Annotated in this window: 14 protein-coding genes and 2 pseudogenes; 4 read left to right on the top strand and 12 right to left on the bottom strand. The window is 71.5% G+C overall.

Annotation, left to right across the window (positions count from 1 at the left end):
- Nucleotides 1–2: 2 nt before the first annotated feature.
- Together JNW91_RS32005 and JNW91_RS07005 are read left to right on the top strand one after the other, a co-directional pair.
- Entirely contained in the window at nucleotides 3–1,553 is a 1,551-nt protein-coding gene (locus JNW91_RS32005; RefSeq protein ID WP_309244265.1) for a galactose-binding domain-containing protein, read from the top strand.
- Nucleotides 1,554–1,746: 193 nt separating this feature from the next.
- Nucleotides 1,747–5,430, top strand: coding sequence for a discoidin domain-containing protein (locus tag JNW91_RS07005; RefSeq protein ID WP_203174093.1), 3,684 nt, complete (start codon nucleotides 1,747–1,749; stop codon nucleotides 5,428–5,430).
- A 1-nt stretch (nucleotide 5,431) separates the two neighbouring features.
- On the opposite strand, the gene JNW91_RS07000 is transcribed toward JNW91_RS07005, so the two are convergent.
- A complete protein-coding gene (locus JNW91_RS07000) occupies nucleotides 5,432–6,232 on the bottom strand; it encodes a crotonase/enoyl-CoA hydratase family protein (RefSeq protein WP_203174092.1) in 801 nt (266 codons plus the stop codon).
- 136 nt (nucleotides 6,233–6,368) lie between these two features.
- Here JNW91_RS07000 and JNW91_RS06995 point away from each other — a divergent pair, with 136 nt between their 5' ends.
- Complete coding sequence (locus tag JNW91_RS06995; protein ID WP_203174091.1) at nucleotides 6,369–7,223, top strand: DUF2231 domain-containing protein; 855 nt, start codon at nucleotides 6,369–6,371, stop codon at nucleotides 7,221–7,223.
- Nucleotides 7,224–7,456: 233 nt separating this feature from the next.
- Here the strand turns inward: JNW91_RS06995 and JNW91_RS06990 are convergent.
- Together JNW91_RS06990 and JNW91_RS06985 are read right to left on the bottom strand one after the other, a co-directional pair.
- A pseudogene (locus JNW91_RS06990) lies at nucleotides 7,457–8,473 on the bottom strand (LysM peptidoglycan-binding domain-containing protein); the annotation flags it as partial.
- 16 nt (nucleotides 8,474–8,489) lie between these two features.
- Nucleotides 8,490–8,864: a hypothetical protein gene (locus JNW91_RS06985; protein ID WP_238424520.1), complete on the bottom strand. Its 375-nt coding sequence runs from the start codon at nucleotides 8,862–8,864 to the stop codon at nucleotides 8,490–8,492.
- Nucleotides 8,865–9,134: 270 nt separating this feature from the next.
- Between JNW91_RS06985 and JNW91_RS06980 the strand changes: the two genes are divergently transcribed.
- On the top strand, nucleotides 9,135–10,085 hold the full coding sequence (locus JNW91_RS06980; protein WP_238424515.1) for a pentapeptide repeat-containing protein: 951 nt from the start codon (nucleotides 9,135–9,137) through the stop codon (nucleotides 10,083–10,085).
- A gap of 35 nt (nucleotides 10,086–10,120) precedes the next feature.
- Here JNW91_RS06980 and JNW91_RS06975 read toward each other — a convergent pair whose 3' ends face one another.
- The 9 genes and pseudogenes from JNW91_RS06975 to JNW91_RS06935 all read right to left on the bottom strand — a co-directional run.
- Nucleotides 10,121–10,645 carry a TadE/TadG family type IV pilus assembly protein gene (locus JNW91_RS06975; protein ID WP_203174089.1) on the bottom strand — a complete coding sequence of 175 codons (525 nt, stop codon included), beginning with the start codon at nucleotides 10,643–10,645 and terminating at the stop codon, nucleotides 10,121–10,123.
- Entirely contained in the window at nucleotides 10,642–11,091 is a 450-nt protein-coding gene (locus tag JNW91_RS06970; RefSeq protein WP_203174088.1) for a TadE/TadG family type IV pilus assembly protein, read from the bottom strand. The genes JNW91_RS06975 and JNW91_RS06970 overlap by 4 nt, the downstream gene beginning before the upstream one ends.
- A 5-nt stretch (nucleotides 11,092–11,096) precedes the next feature.
- On the bottom strand, nucleotides 11,097–11,303 hold the full coding sequence (locus JNW91_RS06965; RefSeq protein ID WP_203174087.1) for a hypothetical protein: 207 nt from the start codon (nucleotides 11,301–11,303) through the stop codon (nucleotides 11,097–11,099).
- A gap of 24 nt (nucleotides 11,304–11,327) precedes the next feature.
- Entirely contained in the window at nucleotides 11,328–12,197 is an 870-nt protein-coding gene (locus JNW91_RS06960; RefSeq protein WP_203174124.1) for a type II secretion system F family protein, read from the bottom strand.
- A gap of 58 nt (nucleotides 12,198–12,255) precedes the next feature.
- A pseudogene (locus tag JNW91_RS06955) lies at nucleotides 12,256–13,202 on the bottom strand (type II secretion system F family protein).
- Entirely contained in the window at nucleotides 13,163–14,710 is a 1,548-nt protein-coding gene (locus JNW91_RS06950; RefSeq protein WP_203174085.1) for a CpaF family protein, read from the bottom strand. The pseudogene JNW91_RS06955 and the gene JNW91_RS06950 overlap by 40 nt, the downstream one beginning before the upstream one ends.
- Nucleotides 14,700–15,500, bottom strand: a complete 801-nt coding sequence (locus tag JNW91_RS06945) for a P-loop NTPase family protein (RefSeq protein WP_203174084.1) — start codon at nucleotides 15,498–15,500, stop codon at nucleotides 14,700–14,702. Before JNW91_RS06945 ends, JNW91_RS06950 begins: the two co-directional genes overlap by 11 nt.
- 2 nt (nucleotides 15,501–15,502) lie before the next feature.
- On the bottom strand, nucleotides 15,503–16,162 hold the full coding sequence (locus JNW91_RS06940) for an SAF domain-containing protein (RefSeq protein ID WP_203174083.1): 660 nt from the start codon (nucleotides 16,160–16,162) through the stop codon (nucleotides 15,503–15,505).
- On the bottom strand, nucleotides 16,159–17,047 hold an 889-nt coding region (locus tag JNW91_RS06935), incomplete at its 5' end, for a hypothetical protein (protein ID WP_238424513.1). The genes JNW91_RS06935 and JNW91_RS06940, both read right to left, overlap by 4 nt.

Below are 17,047 nucleotides of genomic sequence, written 5' to 3'. Positions count from 1 at the left end.
GGGTGACCCTGCGCGGTGCCGGCCCGTGGTATTCGGTGCTCGGCGGCCGGCACCCCACCGACCGTAAGCGGGCCGCCGGCGTCTACGGCAAGTACGTCCCGGGCGGCGGTTACACCGGCGGGATCCGTTCGCACGAGGCCGGCGGGCCGAGCCGCAACGTCACGCTGCGGGACTTCGCCATCATCGGTGACATCCGGGAACGGATGGACGACGACCAGGTCAACGCCCTCGGTGGCGCGATGTCCAACTCGGTGGTGGACAACCTTTGGCTGGAGAACACCAAGGTCGGGGCGTGGATGGACGGCCCGATGGACAACTTCACCATCCGCAACAGCCGGATCCTGGACCAGACCGCGGACGGGGTGAACTTCCACACCGGCGTGACCAACTCGACGGTGACCAACACCTTCGTCCGCAACACCGGTGACGACGCGTTGGCGATGTGGGCGCAGAACGTGCCGAACGTCAACAACTCCTTCACCCACAACACCATCGGTGTGACGCTGCTGGCGAACCACCTGGTCAGCTACGGCGGCCGGGACATCAAGATCACCGATAACGTCACGGCCGACTCGCTGACCAACGGTGGCGGCATCCACGTCGCCAACCGCTACCCCGGGGTGCAGGGCGCCACCGGGGTCCAGGGCACCTGGACGATCGCCCGGAACACCCTGATCCGCAACGGCAACTCGGACTACAACTGGAACTTCGGCGTCGGCGCGATCTGGTTCTCCGCCCTCAACGAGGCGTTCCAGAACCCCACCATCAACATCACCGACACCGACATCCTGGACAGCTCGTACGCTGCCCTGCACTGGATCGAGGGCCAGACCACCGGGATCAACCTCAACAACGTACGGATCGACGGCGCCGGCACGTACGCGCTCCAGGTGCAGGCGCCCAGCCAGGTGTCGTTCACCAACGTACGGGCCAGCAACATCGCGCAGAGCAACCCGATCCACAACTGCGTGGGCGCTGGCTTCCAGATCACCCAGGGCGCCGGCAACTCCGGCTGGTACACCCCGACCCCGTACTGCGGCCCGTGGCCTGCACCGCAGTGGGGCGGCGGACCCACCTCGCCGCCACCGACGACCCCGCCGCCCACCACCCCGCCTCCGACCACGCCGCCGCCCACCGGCAACCTCGCGGCCGGGCGGCCGGTCACCGAGACAAGCCACACCGACGTGTACGCCGCACCCAACGCGGTGGACGGCAACCCGAACACCTACTGGGAGAGCGCCAACAACGCGTTCCCACAGTCGGTGACGGTCGACCTGGGCGCGAGCCGAACGGTGTCCCGGGTCGTGCTGAAACTGCCACCGGCATCGGCCTGGCAGACCCGCACCCAGACGCTGTCGGTGCTCGGCTCGACCACCGGCTCGTCGTTCACCACCCTGAAGGCGTCCGCCGGCTACACCTTCAACCCGGCCAGCGGCAACACCGTCACCGTGACCTTCACGGCGAGCAGCCAGCGATACCTGCGGCTGACCGTCACCGGCAACAGCGGCTGGCCGGCCGGCCAGCTCAGCGAGTTCGAGGTCTATTCCAGCTAGACCGGGTGGCCCCCCGCCCATCCAGGGCGGGGGCACCCCGGTCCGGGCGACCCGGGCGCAGCGCGGCCCCGGGCCGGCCAGAAATTCCGTCCCCCAACCCGTCCCCCACCTGTCGCGGCACGACGGGCGTACCCCTGCGCCCGTCACCGGGCAACGCACCACACCCCACCCCCGAAAGAGGTGTAGCGACCCCATGTCCAGAACTTTCACCAGACGAGGCACCCCGCCGAGCGGCGCGCCCCGAACCACCCGCACCGGCGGCCAGCGAATGCTCGCCGGCGCGCTCGCCGGCCTGCTCCTCGCCGCCGCCCCGGTCGTCACCCCGGCGGCCAGCGCCGCACCCGCGGTCGACGCGTCGGCATCGGCCGCCCGTATGGCCCTGCTCGCCGGGCTCTCCGCCACCATGACCGCCAGCAGCTACAACCAGAACTACGTGGCGGGCAACGCCAACGACGGGAACGCGTCGACCTACTGGGAGAGCACCAACAATGCCTTCCCGCAGTGGATCCAGGCCGACCTCGGCGCCACGGTCAGCGTGGACCGGGTGGTGCTCAAGCTGCCGCCCGCGTCGGACTGGCAGACCCGCACGCAGACGCTGTCGGTGCTCGGCTCCACCAACGGCTCGTCCTTCACCACCCTGAAGGCGTCCGCCGGCTACACCTTCAACCCGGCCAGCGGCAACACCGCGACGGTCAGCTTCACGGCCGCCAGCACCCGCTACGTACGGGTGCAGGTCACCGGCAACACCGGCTGGCCGGCCGCGCAGCTCTCCGAGGTGGAGGTGTACGGCGCCAGCGGCAGCACGGACACCCAGGCCCCCAGCGTCCCGGGCAACCTGGCGTACACCCAGCCCGCCAGCGGGCAGGTCCGGCTCACCTGGTCCGCGTCCACCGACAACGTCGGCGTGACCGGATACGACGTGTACGCCAACGGTGGGCTGCGCGGCAGCGTCAGCGGCTCGACGCTGACGTACACCGACAGCCAGCCGGACAGCGCCACGGTCTCGTACCACGTGCGGGCCAAGGACGCGGCCGGCAACCAGTCGGCGAACAGCAACACCGTGACCCGGACCGGCACCGGCAACCCGCCGACCGGCACCAACCTGGCGGTCGGCAAGCCGATCACCGCCTCCGGGTACGTGCACACGTTCGTGGCGACCAACGCCAACGACAACAACGTGGCCACCTACTGGGAGGGCAACGGCAACCCGAGCACGCTGACCGTGCAGCTCGGTGCCAACGCCAGCCTCAGCCAGGTCGTGCTGAAGCTCAACCCGGACTCGGCCTGGGGCGCGCGTACCCAGAACATCACCGTCCAGGGCCGGGACCAGGGCTCGTCGACGTTCACCACCCTGGTCGGCGCGGCGAACTACACCTTCAACCCGGGCAGCGGTAACACGGTGACCATCCCGGTCTCCGGTGCGGCGGCCGACGTGCGGCTCTCGATCGCCTCGAACACCGGCGCACCGGCCGGGCAGGTGGCCGAGTTCCAGGTCTTCGGCACTCCGGCGCCGAACCCGGACCTGACCGTGACCGGAATGTCGTTCAGCCCGTCCGCGCCGGTGGAGACCAGCACCATCACGCTCTCCGCGACGGTCCGTAACGCGGGCTCGGCGGCGTCCGGCGCGACCAACGTCAACTTCTACCTGGGCTCCACCCGGGTCGGCACCGCGTCCGTCGGTGGCCTCGCGGCCGGCGCCTCGACCACGGTCAGCGCCAACATCGGCACCCGGGACGCGGGCAGCTACCCGCTCAGCGCGAAGGTCGACGAGTCGAACACCGTCGTCGAGCAGGACGACACCAACAACAGCTACACGAACCCCAGCCCGCTGGTGGTCAGCGCGGTCGCCAGCTCCGACCTGGTCGCCTCCGCGGTGGCCTGGTCACCGGGCAACCCGTCGGCCGGCAACACGGTCACCTTCTCGGTGTCGATCCGCAACGCCGGCAACCAGGCGTCCGCGTCCGGCGCGCACGGCATCACCCTGACCGTGCTCAACGAGTCCGGCACCGCGGTCCGTACGCTGACCGGCTCGTACTCCGGCGTCATCAACGCCGGCGCGACCGTCGGCCCGATCAACCTGGGCACCTGGACCGCCGCGAACGGCAAGTACACCGTCCGCGTGGTGCTCGCCACCGACGCCAACGAGCTGCCGGTCAAGCAGACCAACAACACCAGCGACCGTCCGCTCTTCGTCGGGCGCGGCGCCAACATGCCGTACGACATGTACGAGGCCGAGGACGGCGCGATCGGCGGCGGCGCCGCTGTCGTCGGGCCGAACCGGGAGGTCGGCGACCTGGCCGGCGAGGCGTCCGGTCGTCGGGCCGTGACCCTCAACTCGACCGGCAGCTACGTCGAGTTCACCACCCGGGCCAGCACCAACACGCTGGTCACCCGCTTCTCCATCCCGGACGCCCCGGGCGGCGGCGGGATCAACTCGACGCTGAACGTCTACGTCAACGGCACGTTCCACAAGGCCATCGACCTGACGTCCCGGTACGCGTGGCTGTACGGCAACGAAACCAGCCCGGGCAACTCGCCGAGCGCGGGCGGACCGCGGCACATCTACGACGAAGCCAACGTCATGCTCAACTCGACGGTTCCGGCCGGCAGCAAGATCCGCCTCCAGAAGGACCCGGCCAACACCACCACGTACGCCATCGACTTCATCAACACCGAGCAGGTGGCGCCGATCGCCAACCCGGACCCGGCGCGCTACACCACGCCGGCCGGCTTCACCCACCAGGACGTGCAGAACGCCCTGGACCGGGTGCGGATGGACACCACCGGCAACCTCATCGGGGTGTACCTGCCGGCCGGTAACTACTCCACCTCGTCGAAGTTCCAGGTGTACGGCAAGGCGGTCCAGGTGACCGGTGCCGGCCCCTGGTACACCCGGTTCAACGCCCCGTCGGGCCAGGACAACACCGACATCGGCTTCCGGGCCGAGAACTCGGCGGCCAACTCGTCCTTCAAGAACTTCGCGTACTTCGGCAACTACACCTCGCGGATCGACGGTCCGGGCAAGGTGTTCGACTTCTCCAACGTGTCGAACATCGTGATCGACAACATCTGGAACGAGCACATGGTGTGCCTCTACTGGGGCGCGAACACCGACTACATGACGATCAAGAACTCCCGGATCCGGAACATGTTCGCCGACGGCATCAACATGACCAACGGGAGCACCAACAACCTGGTCAGCAACAACGACGCCCGGGCCACCGGCGACGACAGCTTCGCGCTGTTCTCGGCGATCGACGCGGGCGGCGCCGACATGAAGGACAACGTCTACGAGAACCTGACCTCGACCCTGACCTGGCGGGCCGCCGGGGTCGCCGTCTACGGCGGCTACGGCAACACGTTCCGCAACATCTACATCGCGGACACGCTTGTCTACTCCGGCATCACCATCAGCTCGCTCGACTTCGGCTACCCGATGAACGGCTTCGGCGCCAGCCCGCCGACCCGTTTCGAGAACATCTCGATCGTCCGGGCCGGTGGGCACTTCTGGGGCTCACAGACCTTCCCGGCGATCTGGGTCTTCTCCGCCTCGAAGGTGTTCCAGGGCATCCGGGTCAGCGATGTCGACATCATCGATCCGACCTACAGCGGCATCATGTTCCAGACCAACTACGTCGGCGGGCAGCCGCAGAACCCGATCACCGACACGGTCTTCACCAACATCTCCATCAGCGGCGCCCGCAAGAGCGGGGACGCCTACGACGCGAAGTCCGGCTTCGCTATCTGGGCCAACCCGATGCCGGAGGCCGGGCAGGGACCGGCCGTTGGCTCGGTCACCTTCAACAACCTCCGGCTGAGCAACAACGCGGTGGACATCCAGAACCCCACGACAACCTTCACCATCAACCGCAACTGAGCTAGCCGGTAGCCGACGCCGTCGGGAGGTTCACCCCTCCCGGCGGCGTCGTTCCGTGCCGGCCCTCGCCGGCGGCGAACCGGGCCGCGCCGGCCGCCGCGTCGGCGGCCAGCGAGTCCATCCCGTACGCCAGCTCGGTCGCCATGGCCTCCGGCTCCGGCCGGCCCGCTCCGGCCAGGACCGCCCCCCGGTCGTTGCGCAGGCAGGTCTGCGGATGCCGCGCGATCGCCGCCGCCAACTCCTCGGCTGCGGCCCGCGCCTGCCCGGGCGGCACCACCCGGTTGACCAACCCCATCGAGTACGCCTCCTCCGCCGGCACCGGGCGGCCGGTGAGGATCAGATCCATCGCGCGACTCTCGCCGATCAGCCGGGGCAGCCGGACCGTGCCTCCGTCGATCAGGGGTACGCCCCAGCGGCGGCAGAACACCCCGAGCGTCGCGTCGGACTCGGCGACCCGCAGGTCGCACCAGAGCGCCAGCTCCAGCCCGCCGGCCACCGCGTATCCGGAGATCGCCGCGATCACGGGTTTGCTCAACGTCATCCGGGTCGGACCCATCGGTCCGTCGCCCTCGGGCTCGACGCGGTTTCCGCTCGGCGTGCCGATCGCCTTGAGGTCGGCGCCGGAGCAGAACGTGCCGCCCGCTCCCCAGAGCACGGCCACCGCCGCGTCCGGGTCGGCGTCGAAGGCCCGAAAGGCGTCGGCCAGGGCCCGGGCCGTCGGCCCGTCGACGGCGTTCCGGGCCGCCGCCCGGTCGAGAACGATGGTGCTGACCGCTCCGGCCCGTTCCACCCACACACCCATCACGTCAGCATGCCCGCCGCGCCCGACCCGCCACAATCCTCGTCGATCTGGCACGTCCGCGGCGCTGATCACGGTGCGCCGCAGGTTTGTCACCCATGGTCGGTTTGCGACCTCGTATGCCGGGAAGTCGGTAGCCGTGAGAGCACTTCTGACGAGAGTTGAGCAGTCATCCGGGATGGACCCGGCCGGTGACCGGTTGCAGCGGGTGGTCCTGGGCACGCTGCGTCCGCGGCGGCTGCGGGACCTGCTGCACGGGGTGACGCTGGGTCATCCGCTGCACCCGGCCATGGTGCAGGTGCCGGTGGGCGCCTGGATCAGCGCCGCGGTGCTGGACCTCATGTCCGGACAGCGCCGAGCCGCCACCGTGCTGGTCGGTCTCGGCACCGCCAGCGCGGTGCCGGCGGCCGTCGCCGGGCTGAACGACTGGGCGGCCCTGGCCCGCGACCAGCGCCGGGTCGGCCTGGTGCACGCTGCCGCGAACACCGTCGGCCTCGGCCTCTACGCGGGCTCGCTGGCCGCGCGGCTGTCCGGGCGGCACGGCATCGGCCGTACCCTCGGCTTTCTCGGGCTCTCCGCCGTGAGCCTCGGGGCCTACATCGGTGGTCATCTGGCGTACAAGCAGGGGGCGCAGGTCAACCAGAGCATCTCCGAGCTGCATCGGATGAGCGACGGCTGGCACTCGCTGGCCGAGATGGCCACCCTGCCGCAACGCACGCTGATCACCCGTGAGGTGGACGACAACGTCTCGGTGATCCTCTACCGCCACGGTGACGAGGTCACCGTGATGTTGGAGCGCTGCCCGCACCAGAGCGGGCCGCTCGGTGAGGGCGAGGTGCGGGAGATCGACGGTCACGCCTGCGTGGTGTGCCCGTGGCACGGCAGCGCGTTCCGGCTCAACGGAGGCGAGGTCGTGCAGGGTCCGTCCGGCAACGACCAGCAGATCCTGCCCACCCGGGTCCAGAACGGCGTGCTCCAGACCCGCGTGCCCTGACCGCCGACCGTCCTCGTCGTCGGGTCAGCTGCGTCGGTGCCGGCCGACCGACGGGCCGTCCGGCACGGAGTCCAGACCGTGCCCACCAGCGAGCAGCCCGCCAGGGGCGTCGCCGTCGCCGGTCCGGCTCTCGTCGCCAGCCCAGGCCGGCGCGCCGGCGGGTGCCGTTCCGTTGTCCGGCGAACCCGTGGCCCCGATGGCCGCTGCGCCCGGCTGGCGGCCCACGTGGCGCCGCTGCTCCGAGCCGGGCGGTCCACGGTGGCGCGGGGGGACGCCGTCAGCCGGGGCGCCGCACCGGCGGTTGCCGGGCGGCGGCGCAATCCGAGCACCGCGCCGATCTGCGCGCCGACGATGCTCGCCACGGCCAGGACGGCAGAGACGGCGAGGGGTCGATTCACCCGATCGGTGGTTCCGGCCCGTGCCGCGCCGACGGTCATCGCCGGCGGTTGCGCCCCCGACTCCGTACCGCTGGGTGGTGCCGGGTCCCCCCGCTCCGGTGCGGTCCGCTCGGGCGCCGGCCGGGGTGCCGGCGGTTTCGGCGGAGTGGGCCGGCTCACCAGCCGACCGGTGGCGTGCGGCCGGGCGCCCTGGTCCGCGGCCTCGGTGGGCAGGCGGAGCAGTTGGCCGGGGCGGATCCGGTCCGGGTCGTCCAGTCGGTTCAGTTCGGCCAGTCGTCGATAGTCGCCGAACTCGTCCAGATAACGATCGGCCACCTCGCCCAGATAGTCGCCCCGCGCCACCCGGTACACCGGTGCCGCCGTGTCGGCCGGCGCGGCCACACGGGCCGGCGCGGCCAGGGTGCTGACGGCCGGCGTGCCCGCCTGGGCGTACACCGGGCCGGCGTGGACCGCGGCGGCGCTGGCGGCGGCCGGGCTGGCGGCGAGAATCAGCGCGACCGAGCCGACCAGCGCGGCGGCGGCCTTCTGCTGACGGCTCATCCCGGGCAGTTTCGGGGCCGGCCGGCGCAGAGTCTGCGCCCCCAGCTCGACGAGGACGGAGAAGGCGAACGTGGCCCAACCGAACCAGCCGGCGAGAGCCAGTGCCCGCAGGAAGAGCTGACCGTCGTCCCGGCTGGTCAACGCGGTGCCCACCTCGCTGATGGTGGGCAGATGGTCGGGCAGAGGGTTGCCGGCGAAGGCGACCAGCGCGATCGGCGCGCCGACCAGCAGCGCGCAGAGCACGGCCAGCGCGCCGATGCCGGTGAGGATGCGTCCGGTCCGCCGTACGACGGACCCACCCGATACGGGCATGGCTGCCTCTCCCTTCCTACGGTCCTGCGGTGATGGCCCGCGCGGTCGCCTCACCGGTGACGGTCACCGTCTTGGCGAGGCCGAGCGCCCCGAGCATCGAGCGCTGGTAGGTGATCGTGACGGTCACCCGGATCAGGATTTCCCCGCCGATCTCGGGGAAGCTCACGGTGTGGCCGGTGGTGCCTCCGGCGGCAGCCAGGTACTTGGCCACCGCCACGGTCGCCCCCGGCTTGTCGATGCGCTTCGGCCCGCCCTCGATCGCGGTGGCCCGGTCGATGACCTGGCCGCCGGACCGGGCCGCCTCGGCGGCCAGGTTGTCGGCGCGTTGCAGGGTGCGCAGTTGCCCCGCGCCGTCGAAGGAGAGGCCCACGATGGCCAGTACGCCGACCATCGCCACCGCCAGGAAGATGCTCACCCGGCCGTGCTCACCCCCGCGGAGGCGGCGGCGCACCGCAGCGAGCGTCGACGAACCGTCGGGATTCCTGACTCGGCGTCGCCGATCGGTATGTTCGATCATCCCGACCTGACGGCGGCCCCTCCTTGACGGGTCGTACGGCATAATCGCCGTGGCCGCGACCAGTGAACGTTCTGCCGGACGGTGCCACGGCCAGACTCCAGCCGGCCGAATGTTGATCTGGTCTCCGGGAGGAGGCAGCTGTCGATGAGACGACCCACCACCTGGCTCGCCGGGCTCCTTCTCGCAGTCGCCGTCCTCCTCGCGATCGGCGCCCTGATGTTCGTCCCGCTGGTGCTGCATCCGAACCTGTCGAACGCTGACCTTCGAGGCGTACCGGACGCAGAAACGCGCATCACCTTGCAACAGGCGCAGGCCCAGCTGCAGAACAACGCCCGATCGACCCTCCTGCAGGGTCTCGCCGGTCTCATCCTGGTCGCAGGCGCCATCGCGACGTGGCGGCAGGTCCAGATCAGTCGCCATGGCCAGATCACCGACCGCACGACCCGAGCCATCGAACAACTGGCCAGTGACAGCATCCACGTACGGATAGGTGGCCTCTACGCGCTCGAACGCGTCGCCAAGGACTCGTCCGAGGACCGGCCGACGATCACCAAGATCCTCACGGCGTTCATCCGGAACCGGTCGCCCTGGACGACCCCGCCGCAGCCCGATCACCAGCACACCACGCCGGCACTCGACGACGGCATGCAGCGGCTCGGCTTGCGGGCCGAGGATGTCCAGATGGCGTTGTACATCCTCGGGGACCGGCCCCGCCCCGGTGACGAACGACCGCTCTACCTGTCCTTCGCGGACCTGCGGATCGCCAGCCTGGCCGGTCGCGACCTGCGCCGACTCATCTGCCGAGACGCCAACCTTGCCGGCGCGTGGCTGCAACGAGCGCAACTCGACGATGCCTACCTGACGGCAACCGACCTGCGGCGGGCTCACCTCGGCGGTGCCCGGCTGGTCAACGCCAGACTCACCGGTGCTCACCTCCAAGGCGCCGATCTCCAGCGCGCGGATCTCCGCGGCGCCGATCTCACCGGAGCTTGCCTCGACGGCGCCGACCTGACGGGCGTCCACTTCGACCAGCGGACCAGATGGCCGATGGGCTTCAACCCGGACCAGCTTCACGAGCCACCGGCGAGCAGCTAGACCAGCCGACGTGCCGCCGACCCGTACGCCCCTCATCACACGCCACCCGCACTGGATTTGGCCGCGGAACCCGTCTCAGCAGTCCCGAATCCGAGAGCTCTGCTCCGGTAGCGGTCCAGCGGGGAGGTGAACTCCGCGCTGACCTCGTTCTCGGTCGGCATCCCGGGTGCCACGTCGAGGAAGATGTCCTTGAAGGACACCAGGCAGCTGATTCGCACCGTCACCGTGGCGTCCGCGCCGACCGAGCTGCTGAAAGCCTTGTCGAAGCTGACGTCTTCGCCGGCCACCGAGCCGCTGAGCGTCGGTGCGAGCTCGTTGGCGCAGGCCAGCCCGTGCCAGTCCAGTTGCTTCCGGGCGGCCTCCAGCGCTGCGTCCTCGGCGGCGTCGGAGGTCCGGGAGATGGAGGCGGCGCGGGCCGCGTCGTGCGCGGCGGCCTCGACCGCCTCCGTCGCCACCGCGCTGCGCCCGGCCACGCCGGCCAGCACCATCAACGCGATGAACGCCGGCGCGAGCACCGCCACCTCGATGGAGACCGAGCCCCGCTCGGCGGCCCGGCTCACGGCTGGGTCACCCTCTCCACCGTCCCGTGCGCGGTCTGCCGCACCGCGAAGTCCACGCCCGGTACGACCGACAGGGACCGGCCGCTCACCGTGCAGGTCACCTCGGTGTCCGCGTTGGTGATCGCGCAGGTCGGTCCGGTCGTTTCCCAGCCCAACAGCCACCCTCCGGTGGCCCTCAGGAACCGGGTGGCGCTGGCCACCCCGGCACCGTCCTCGGCCTGGTAGACCCGTTGGGCGTTGACGCCGCTCTGCGCGGCGTTCAACGCCGTGGAGCGGGCCAGGAAGACGGCCGACACCTGAAGCGAGGCGAAGAGCAGCACCAGGATCAGCGGCATCACCACGGCGAGTTCCACCGGATTGGCTCCCCGCTCCCGATCGCCGGCCGCGAGGCGGCGCCGGGCGGCGCTGACCGCCCGGCGCCACCCCGGGAACGCGGCTCGGCGCATGGCGACTACTTGGTGGGGTTCGAGTGGTTCGGAATGGAACTCATCCAATCGTCGGCCTTGGTCAGAGCCAGGCCCGTGACGACCGTTGCGACGAAGACCAGACCGAAGATGATCACGGCGGTCGGTACGGGACTGTCGCCGCGCTCGCCGTCGTGGCGCAGCTCGGCCAGGCGCGTCGTCACCACGACGTGCAGATAGCTGAGGATGGACATGGCGTACTCCTTCACGAAGGTGGGTCAGATACGGGCGATGAACGGATAGACGACGAAGCCGAGCAGCACGAAGACGAGCAGTGCCCCCGGAATGTCGAGTCGACTGGTCACCCCCTCGGCCCGGGCCAGGTTGTCGGTGCGGATCTGGTCGCGCAGTGAGTCGGCGCGGCTGCGCAGGGTCTCGTGCACCTGCGCGCCCTCACTGCCGGAGGAGCGCATGATCGCGCCGACGTCGCCCAACTCCGGGATCCCGATCTTGTCGGCGAGGTCACGCAGTTCGTCCCAGGGCGCGTGCATCTGCATCTGGGCGATCCGCAGCGACTCCTGGAGTCGGTCGAACACCCAGCCGTCACAGACCGCCGCCGCCCGCTCCAGCGACTGCACCGGTCCGTGCGCGGCGGACAGCTGCAGCGCCACCAGATCCAGGTACGTGCACACGGCCTGGCGGAATTCGTCGCGGGCCGCGTCGGCCTTGGTCAGGACCGACCGGTGCGCCAGCAGGCCACCCATCAGCGCCAGGCCGAGGCTGCCCAGCACCGGCACCGCCAGCGGAAACGAGATGCCGAACGCCAGCAGCGCCACCCCGAGCAGGGTCGGCGTGGCCAGTCCGAACAGCGCGGAGAGCAGCACCGACAGCGCGTACTGCTCGGAGGTCTGGCCGATCAGGGCGAGTTGCCGGTGCGGCGGTCGCAGCCAGCGCGACAACCCGCTCAACCAGTCCAGCCGGCGGGAGGCGGGAGTCGGGACCCGCCCGGTGCCCGGCGGCTGGTGCAGGCGGCGTAGCGCCGGCCCGAGCGCCGGGGTTGCCGGCACCAGCTCCCGGACCACCAGGAACAGGCCCAGTCCGATCCCCGCCCCGCCGCACACCGCGAGGACCAGCGGCCAGTTGACGATCATCGGAGCCGCCCTTCGCTCGCGACCACGGGGCTCCGCCGCGCCGCACTCCTCGCGCTCACGCGATCACCTCGTCCGGGTCCGGTGCCGGTAGGAACCGGGCCGGCCGCCGCGGCTGACTCATCGACCGCACCCAGGCCAGCAGGCCGATGAAGGCGGCACCGAGGACGGCCATCACCACCTGACCGACCGGCGTGCCGTACGGCTTGATGTACTCGGTGTTGATCAGCCCGTACGCCAGGGTGGCCAGCGTCATCCCGGTGAGGAAGCGGACCGCGAACCGCGGCTGGGTCCGTTTGGCCTCGATCTCCCGACGGGTCGCCACCTCCGCCGCGGCCGCGCCGGCGATCGAACCGAGCACGTCACCCAGCCGCTCGCCCCGGTCGGTGAGGTGCAGGATCAGCGCCGCGACCACCTGGTCGCAGACGGGATCGCCGATCTCGTCGGCGAACGCCAGCAGCGCGGAGCGCGCCATCCAGCCGGCCTGCAGCCGGGCGGCGAGCAGCCGGACCTCGTCCTCGATGCCGGGCGGAACGCTGCCGATCGTCCCGATGATCGACTGTTGGAGGCCCTGACCGGTGCCGGAGACGTCCTTGAGTCGGCGGGTCCACTCGCCGACCGCCTCGATCCGCGCGATCGCCCGCTGCTCGGCCTTGCCCACCCCGAACAGCCACGGGGTGCCGGGCACCGCCACGGCCACCAGCAGGCCCACCACCGGCAGTCCGGTCAGCAGGAAGGCCAACGCCCCGGCGCCCACCGCGGCGAGCAGGAGCGCCTGGTAGGCCCGCCGCTCGGCCGGTGTGGTGCCGGGGCCCCGCCACAGCCGACTCAGACCCGGCCCGGCACCCGGAGCCGGTCCGGCGGGCCGGCGGGTACCGACCAACGCCACCACGGCCAGCAGCAGACCGGCCACACACGCGGCCCCGGAGACCACCGCGATCAGCTCCAGGCTGTTCGCCATCACGTCACCGCCGGGCCAGTCGGGTCTGCCGGGCGCGGCGCCAGGCGCCCGTGCCGGCATCGATCCATCTGGTCAGCAGCCGGGCGTCGTAGCCCACCCGCAGCAACTGGTCGCGAACGCGCTCAGGCAGGTGTCGGGGGACCGCGCGGCCGTCCGGGCCGGGTCCGAAGACGGTGGTGGTGGTGATCCGACCGCCCTCGCCGGCACCGATCACCTCCTCGACGTGCGAGACGAACCGGTGTTTACGCCCACCGATGGCGGTCTCGTCCTCGACGGTGACGTAGACGATCAGGTCGAGGGCGTTGCCGGCCATCCGGCGGGCCTGGTCGACGGTCATCTCGCGGCCGTGCGCCAACGCCAGCTCCACGATCCGTTCACCCACACCGGCGGCCGTGCGGGCGTGGATGGTGCACATCGAGCCCCGGCTGGTGGTCATCGCCTGGAGCATCGGCACGATCTCCCGGGACCGCACCTCACCGACGATGATCCGCAGCACGCCCATCCGCAGCGACAGCGGAATCAGGTCGGCGATGGTCACCTCACCGGCCGGGCGGCCGTCGAAACCGCGCTCGCCGTGCCCCTCCCGGGCCTCGAAGCTCATCACCGCCCGGTGCCGCTCGCGGCGGCGTGCCGGCAGCAGCTCCCGGCTCTCCTCCAGCAGCACGTACGGCTCGTCGGGCGGGATCTCGTTCATCAACGCCCGGATGATCGTGGTCTTACCGGCGCCGGCCAGCCCGGCGACCATGATGTTCAGCCCGGCGCGCATCGCCGCGCGGAGGAAGTCGCGCAGCAGCGGGTCGATCATCTCGTCCAGGTCACCCCGGGCCCCGGCCACGTCGTCCAGGCTCACGTCCAGCGTGTTGTGCTTGCGGATCACCGCGTACGGACGGTGGCTGACCAGGAACACCGCGGCCAGTCGACTGCCGTCGGGCAGTTGCAGGTCGAGGGTGGGCTTCACGGTGGACAGGGACCGCTCGGTCGCGCCCGCCCGGCGGGCCGCCGCCTGGAGGATCTCGACCAGCTCGGCGTCGCTGTCGGCGATCGGCTCGGCCCAGTCCACCCCGCCGCCGTGCCGGGTGATGCGCACCTGGTCGCAGCCGAGGATGTGCACCTCCTCGATCGTGTCGTCGACCAGCAGGGTCTGTAGCCGGCCGAGGCCGACCAGCTCGGCGGTCACCTGGTCGAGCAGCAGCCGTTCCTCATCTGCGGCCATCGGCGTGCCGGCCCGGCGGACGGAGTCCGCGTACGCGGCGACCACCGTGACGGCGAGCCGCGCCCGCTCGGTGTCCTCCTCGTCGGCGGTGAACTCCCGACCGCGCTGCCACAGGGTGAGCCGTTCGGTGAGTTCCCGGCGTAGCTCCCGGACGACCTGGAAGTCCATTCGCGGGCGCAGCGGAGGCTCCGGCGTCGGCGGGCCGGCCGTGGGCGCGGCCGGTGGCGCGGACCGGGACTGGTGCTGGTGGCGGCCGTTCGGTGCGGGCAGCGGAGGCGCGATGGAGGTGACGTCCGGTGGCTGCTGGCGCGGATCGGTGGAGACCGGCTCAAACCGCATCCGGCACCCCCTGCTGCACGGGCCAGGCAAGGCGGGCCTGCCGCCGTTCGAGCAGGGCGCCGATCGGCACCTCCAGCGCCGCCGCCGCGCGCAGCAGCGGCCGACCGGACCGCACGGTCCCACCCAGGCCGAGCACCCCGGCGGTACGCGGGTCGTGCGGCAGCCGGGCGATCACCGGCAGTTTCAACGCGCGGCTGATCTCGGCTCGGCTGTGCCCGCCGCCGACCAGCAGCAGCCGCAGGGTGCCCGGCGGCACCCGGTGCTCGGCGAAGTCCCGTTCGATCGCGGTGACCACCGCCCGCGTCCCGGAGAGGTCGGGCAGGTGGGCCCGGGTGACCAGCAGCACCACCGAGGCGGCGCGCAGCAGCGGCCACGGCGGGCCGGCGACGTGCAGCCGCCCGCAGTCGACGAGTACGTCGTAGCCGGGGGTGCCGCGGTCCAGGGCGTTGAAGTAGTCGGCGAAGCGCTGCCAGAGCGGCGTGACGCTGCCCGCCTGCGCCGGGTCGACGAGCCCGGGCAGCAGCAGCCGTTCGCGGCGGGGCGCGTCCAGGTCGACCAGCTGGGACCAGAACGCGGTCTCCAGGTTGCCGTCGCGCAGCTCCCCGACGGCCAGCTCGCCGATGCCACGCGGCCCGTCCAACTGGCCCCCCAGGTAGCCGGCGAGGATAGAGCCGCCGGACGGGTCGCACTCGGCGAGCACCAGCCGCCGATGCCAGGCCAGCGCGCAGGCCAACGCCGACGTGGTGACGCCCGGCGAACCCTTCGCGGACACCAGCGCGACGATCGCCATGCTCAGGCCGCCTCGGTCAGCACGACGGCGATCCGCTCCTGCGCGGCGAGCGCCACCACCGCGGGCACGTCCCGAACGGGCAGCGCCAGGTAGAGAACCTTGTCATCGTTGGCCGGGCTGACCATGTCGATCACGATGGCCGAGAACCGGGTTCCCGGCGCCGCCGCGTTTCCGTCCGCGTTGTCGTCCGGGGTGCTGACCAGCAGGACCTTGTCCCCGGGGTGCAGCTGTCGGGCCGGCACCTGCGCGGTTTTCAGGCCGAGCGCGATCTGCTGCTGGCCGGGGCCGAGCAGCGGATCATCGGTGATCTGCGCCAGGGTGAGCAGGGTACCCGGCACCAGCGCAACGGCGGCCCGCCTGCCGACCACCTCGTCGAGGCGGCCGGCGGGCACCGGCCGCAGCCCCTGGCCCCCGGCGACCTGCACGGTGACCAGGTCCGCGGCGCTGATCTGCCGGCCCACCTCCACCGGCCGGGCCACCGCCAGGTAGCTGCCGGTGGCGCGGACCGAGGTGACCGCGAACGCCGCGCCCAACCCGCCCAGGGCGATCAGGAGTACGGCCAGACCCAGCAGCCCCGGGCGGACCCGGCGCTGCCGGACCACCTTGGGCGGTGTGACGGGCGCGTCCACCGAACCGGTCCCGTTGCGCGTCGCGAGGCTCATCTGGTGACCACCTGGAGTTCGTTGATCTGGATCGGTACGGTGCCGCTGGTCCGGGTCTGCGGGATTACCCCACTCGCATCGCCGTTCGTGGTCCACCAGCGCACCTTCCAATGCGTGGTGGCGCCGACGCGGTAGGTGCCGGCCTTCGGGTAGCCCGTGTCGAAGCCGCAGTCCGGGGAGGGAAGGCCGGCGTGACTGCCCTTCGCGTCGTACGGGGTACCCGGGCCGGTGCAGGTGACCGTGTCCTCCCCGTTGCCCATGTCCCAGACGATCCGGTCGACCTTCGCCTCGATGGAGACGGTCAACCCACGGTCGGACGCGGACGCGCGCAGCGGCCCGAAGTAGCTGGGACTCGGGGTCGCCCACATCCACACCGGCAGACCGACGAGACCCGGGCCGACGCTCTTGCGGGGTGCGACCCGGAGCCGTGCCGGCAACAGCTTGATCGACGCCAGGGCGCGGCGGGCCAGCTCCTCCGGGTTGGGCGGCGCGCCGAAGCCGGGTGGCGGGCCGTCCAGCAGCACGTTGTCCTGGAATCCGAGGTCGCCGCCGTTGCAGGTCTGCACGTACCACTGCTGACCCTCGGGTGCCTCCTCCTGCGGCTCGGCCACCTTGTAGTAGCAGCCGTCGCCGTTGTTGAACCAGCCCAGGTCCTCGTCGTAGCAGGCGATGACCCGACCGCCCCACTGGCAGACGCCGCCACCCCCACCACCGCTGTCGTCTCCGCCGTCGCCGTCGCCGCCGTCTCCGCCACCGCCGGGATCGCCCGGGTTGCCGGGTTCGTCGTCCCAGACGCTGCAGTCGGGCTGGTCCGGCGGCAGCCGGCTCCCGGGTCGGCACGTCGGGCGGCCGCGGCCGGCACGGTGGCGCCGACCACCAGCAGCA

Origin of the sequence: Micromonospora parastrephiae, from assembly GCF_016802865.1 — a bacterium.
GTDB classification, from domain to species: domain Bacteria; phylum Actinomycetota; class Actinomycetes; order Mycobacteriales; family Micromonosporaceae; genus Micromonospora; species Micromonospora parastrephiae.
This window is presented reverse-complemented; position numbering and strand designations above follow the sequence as displayed.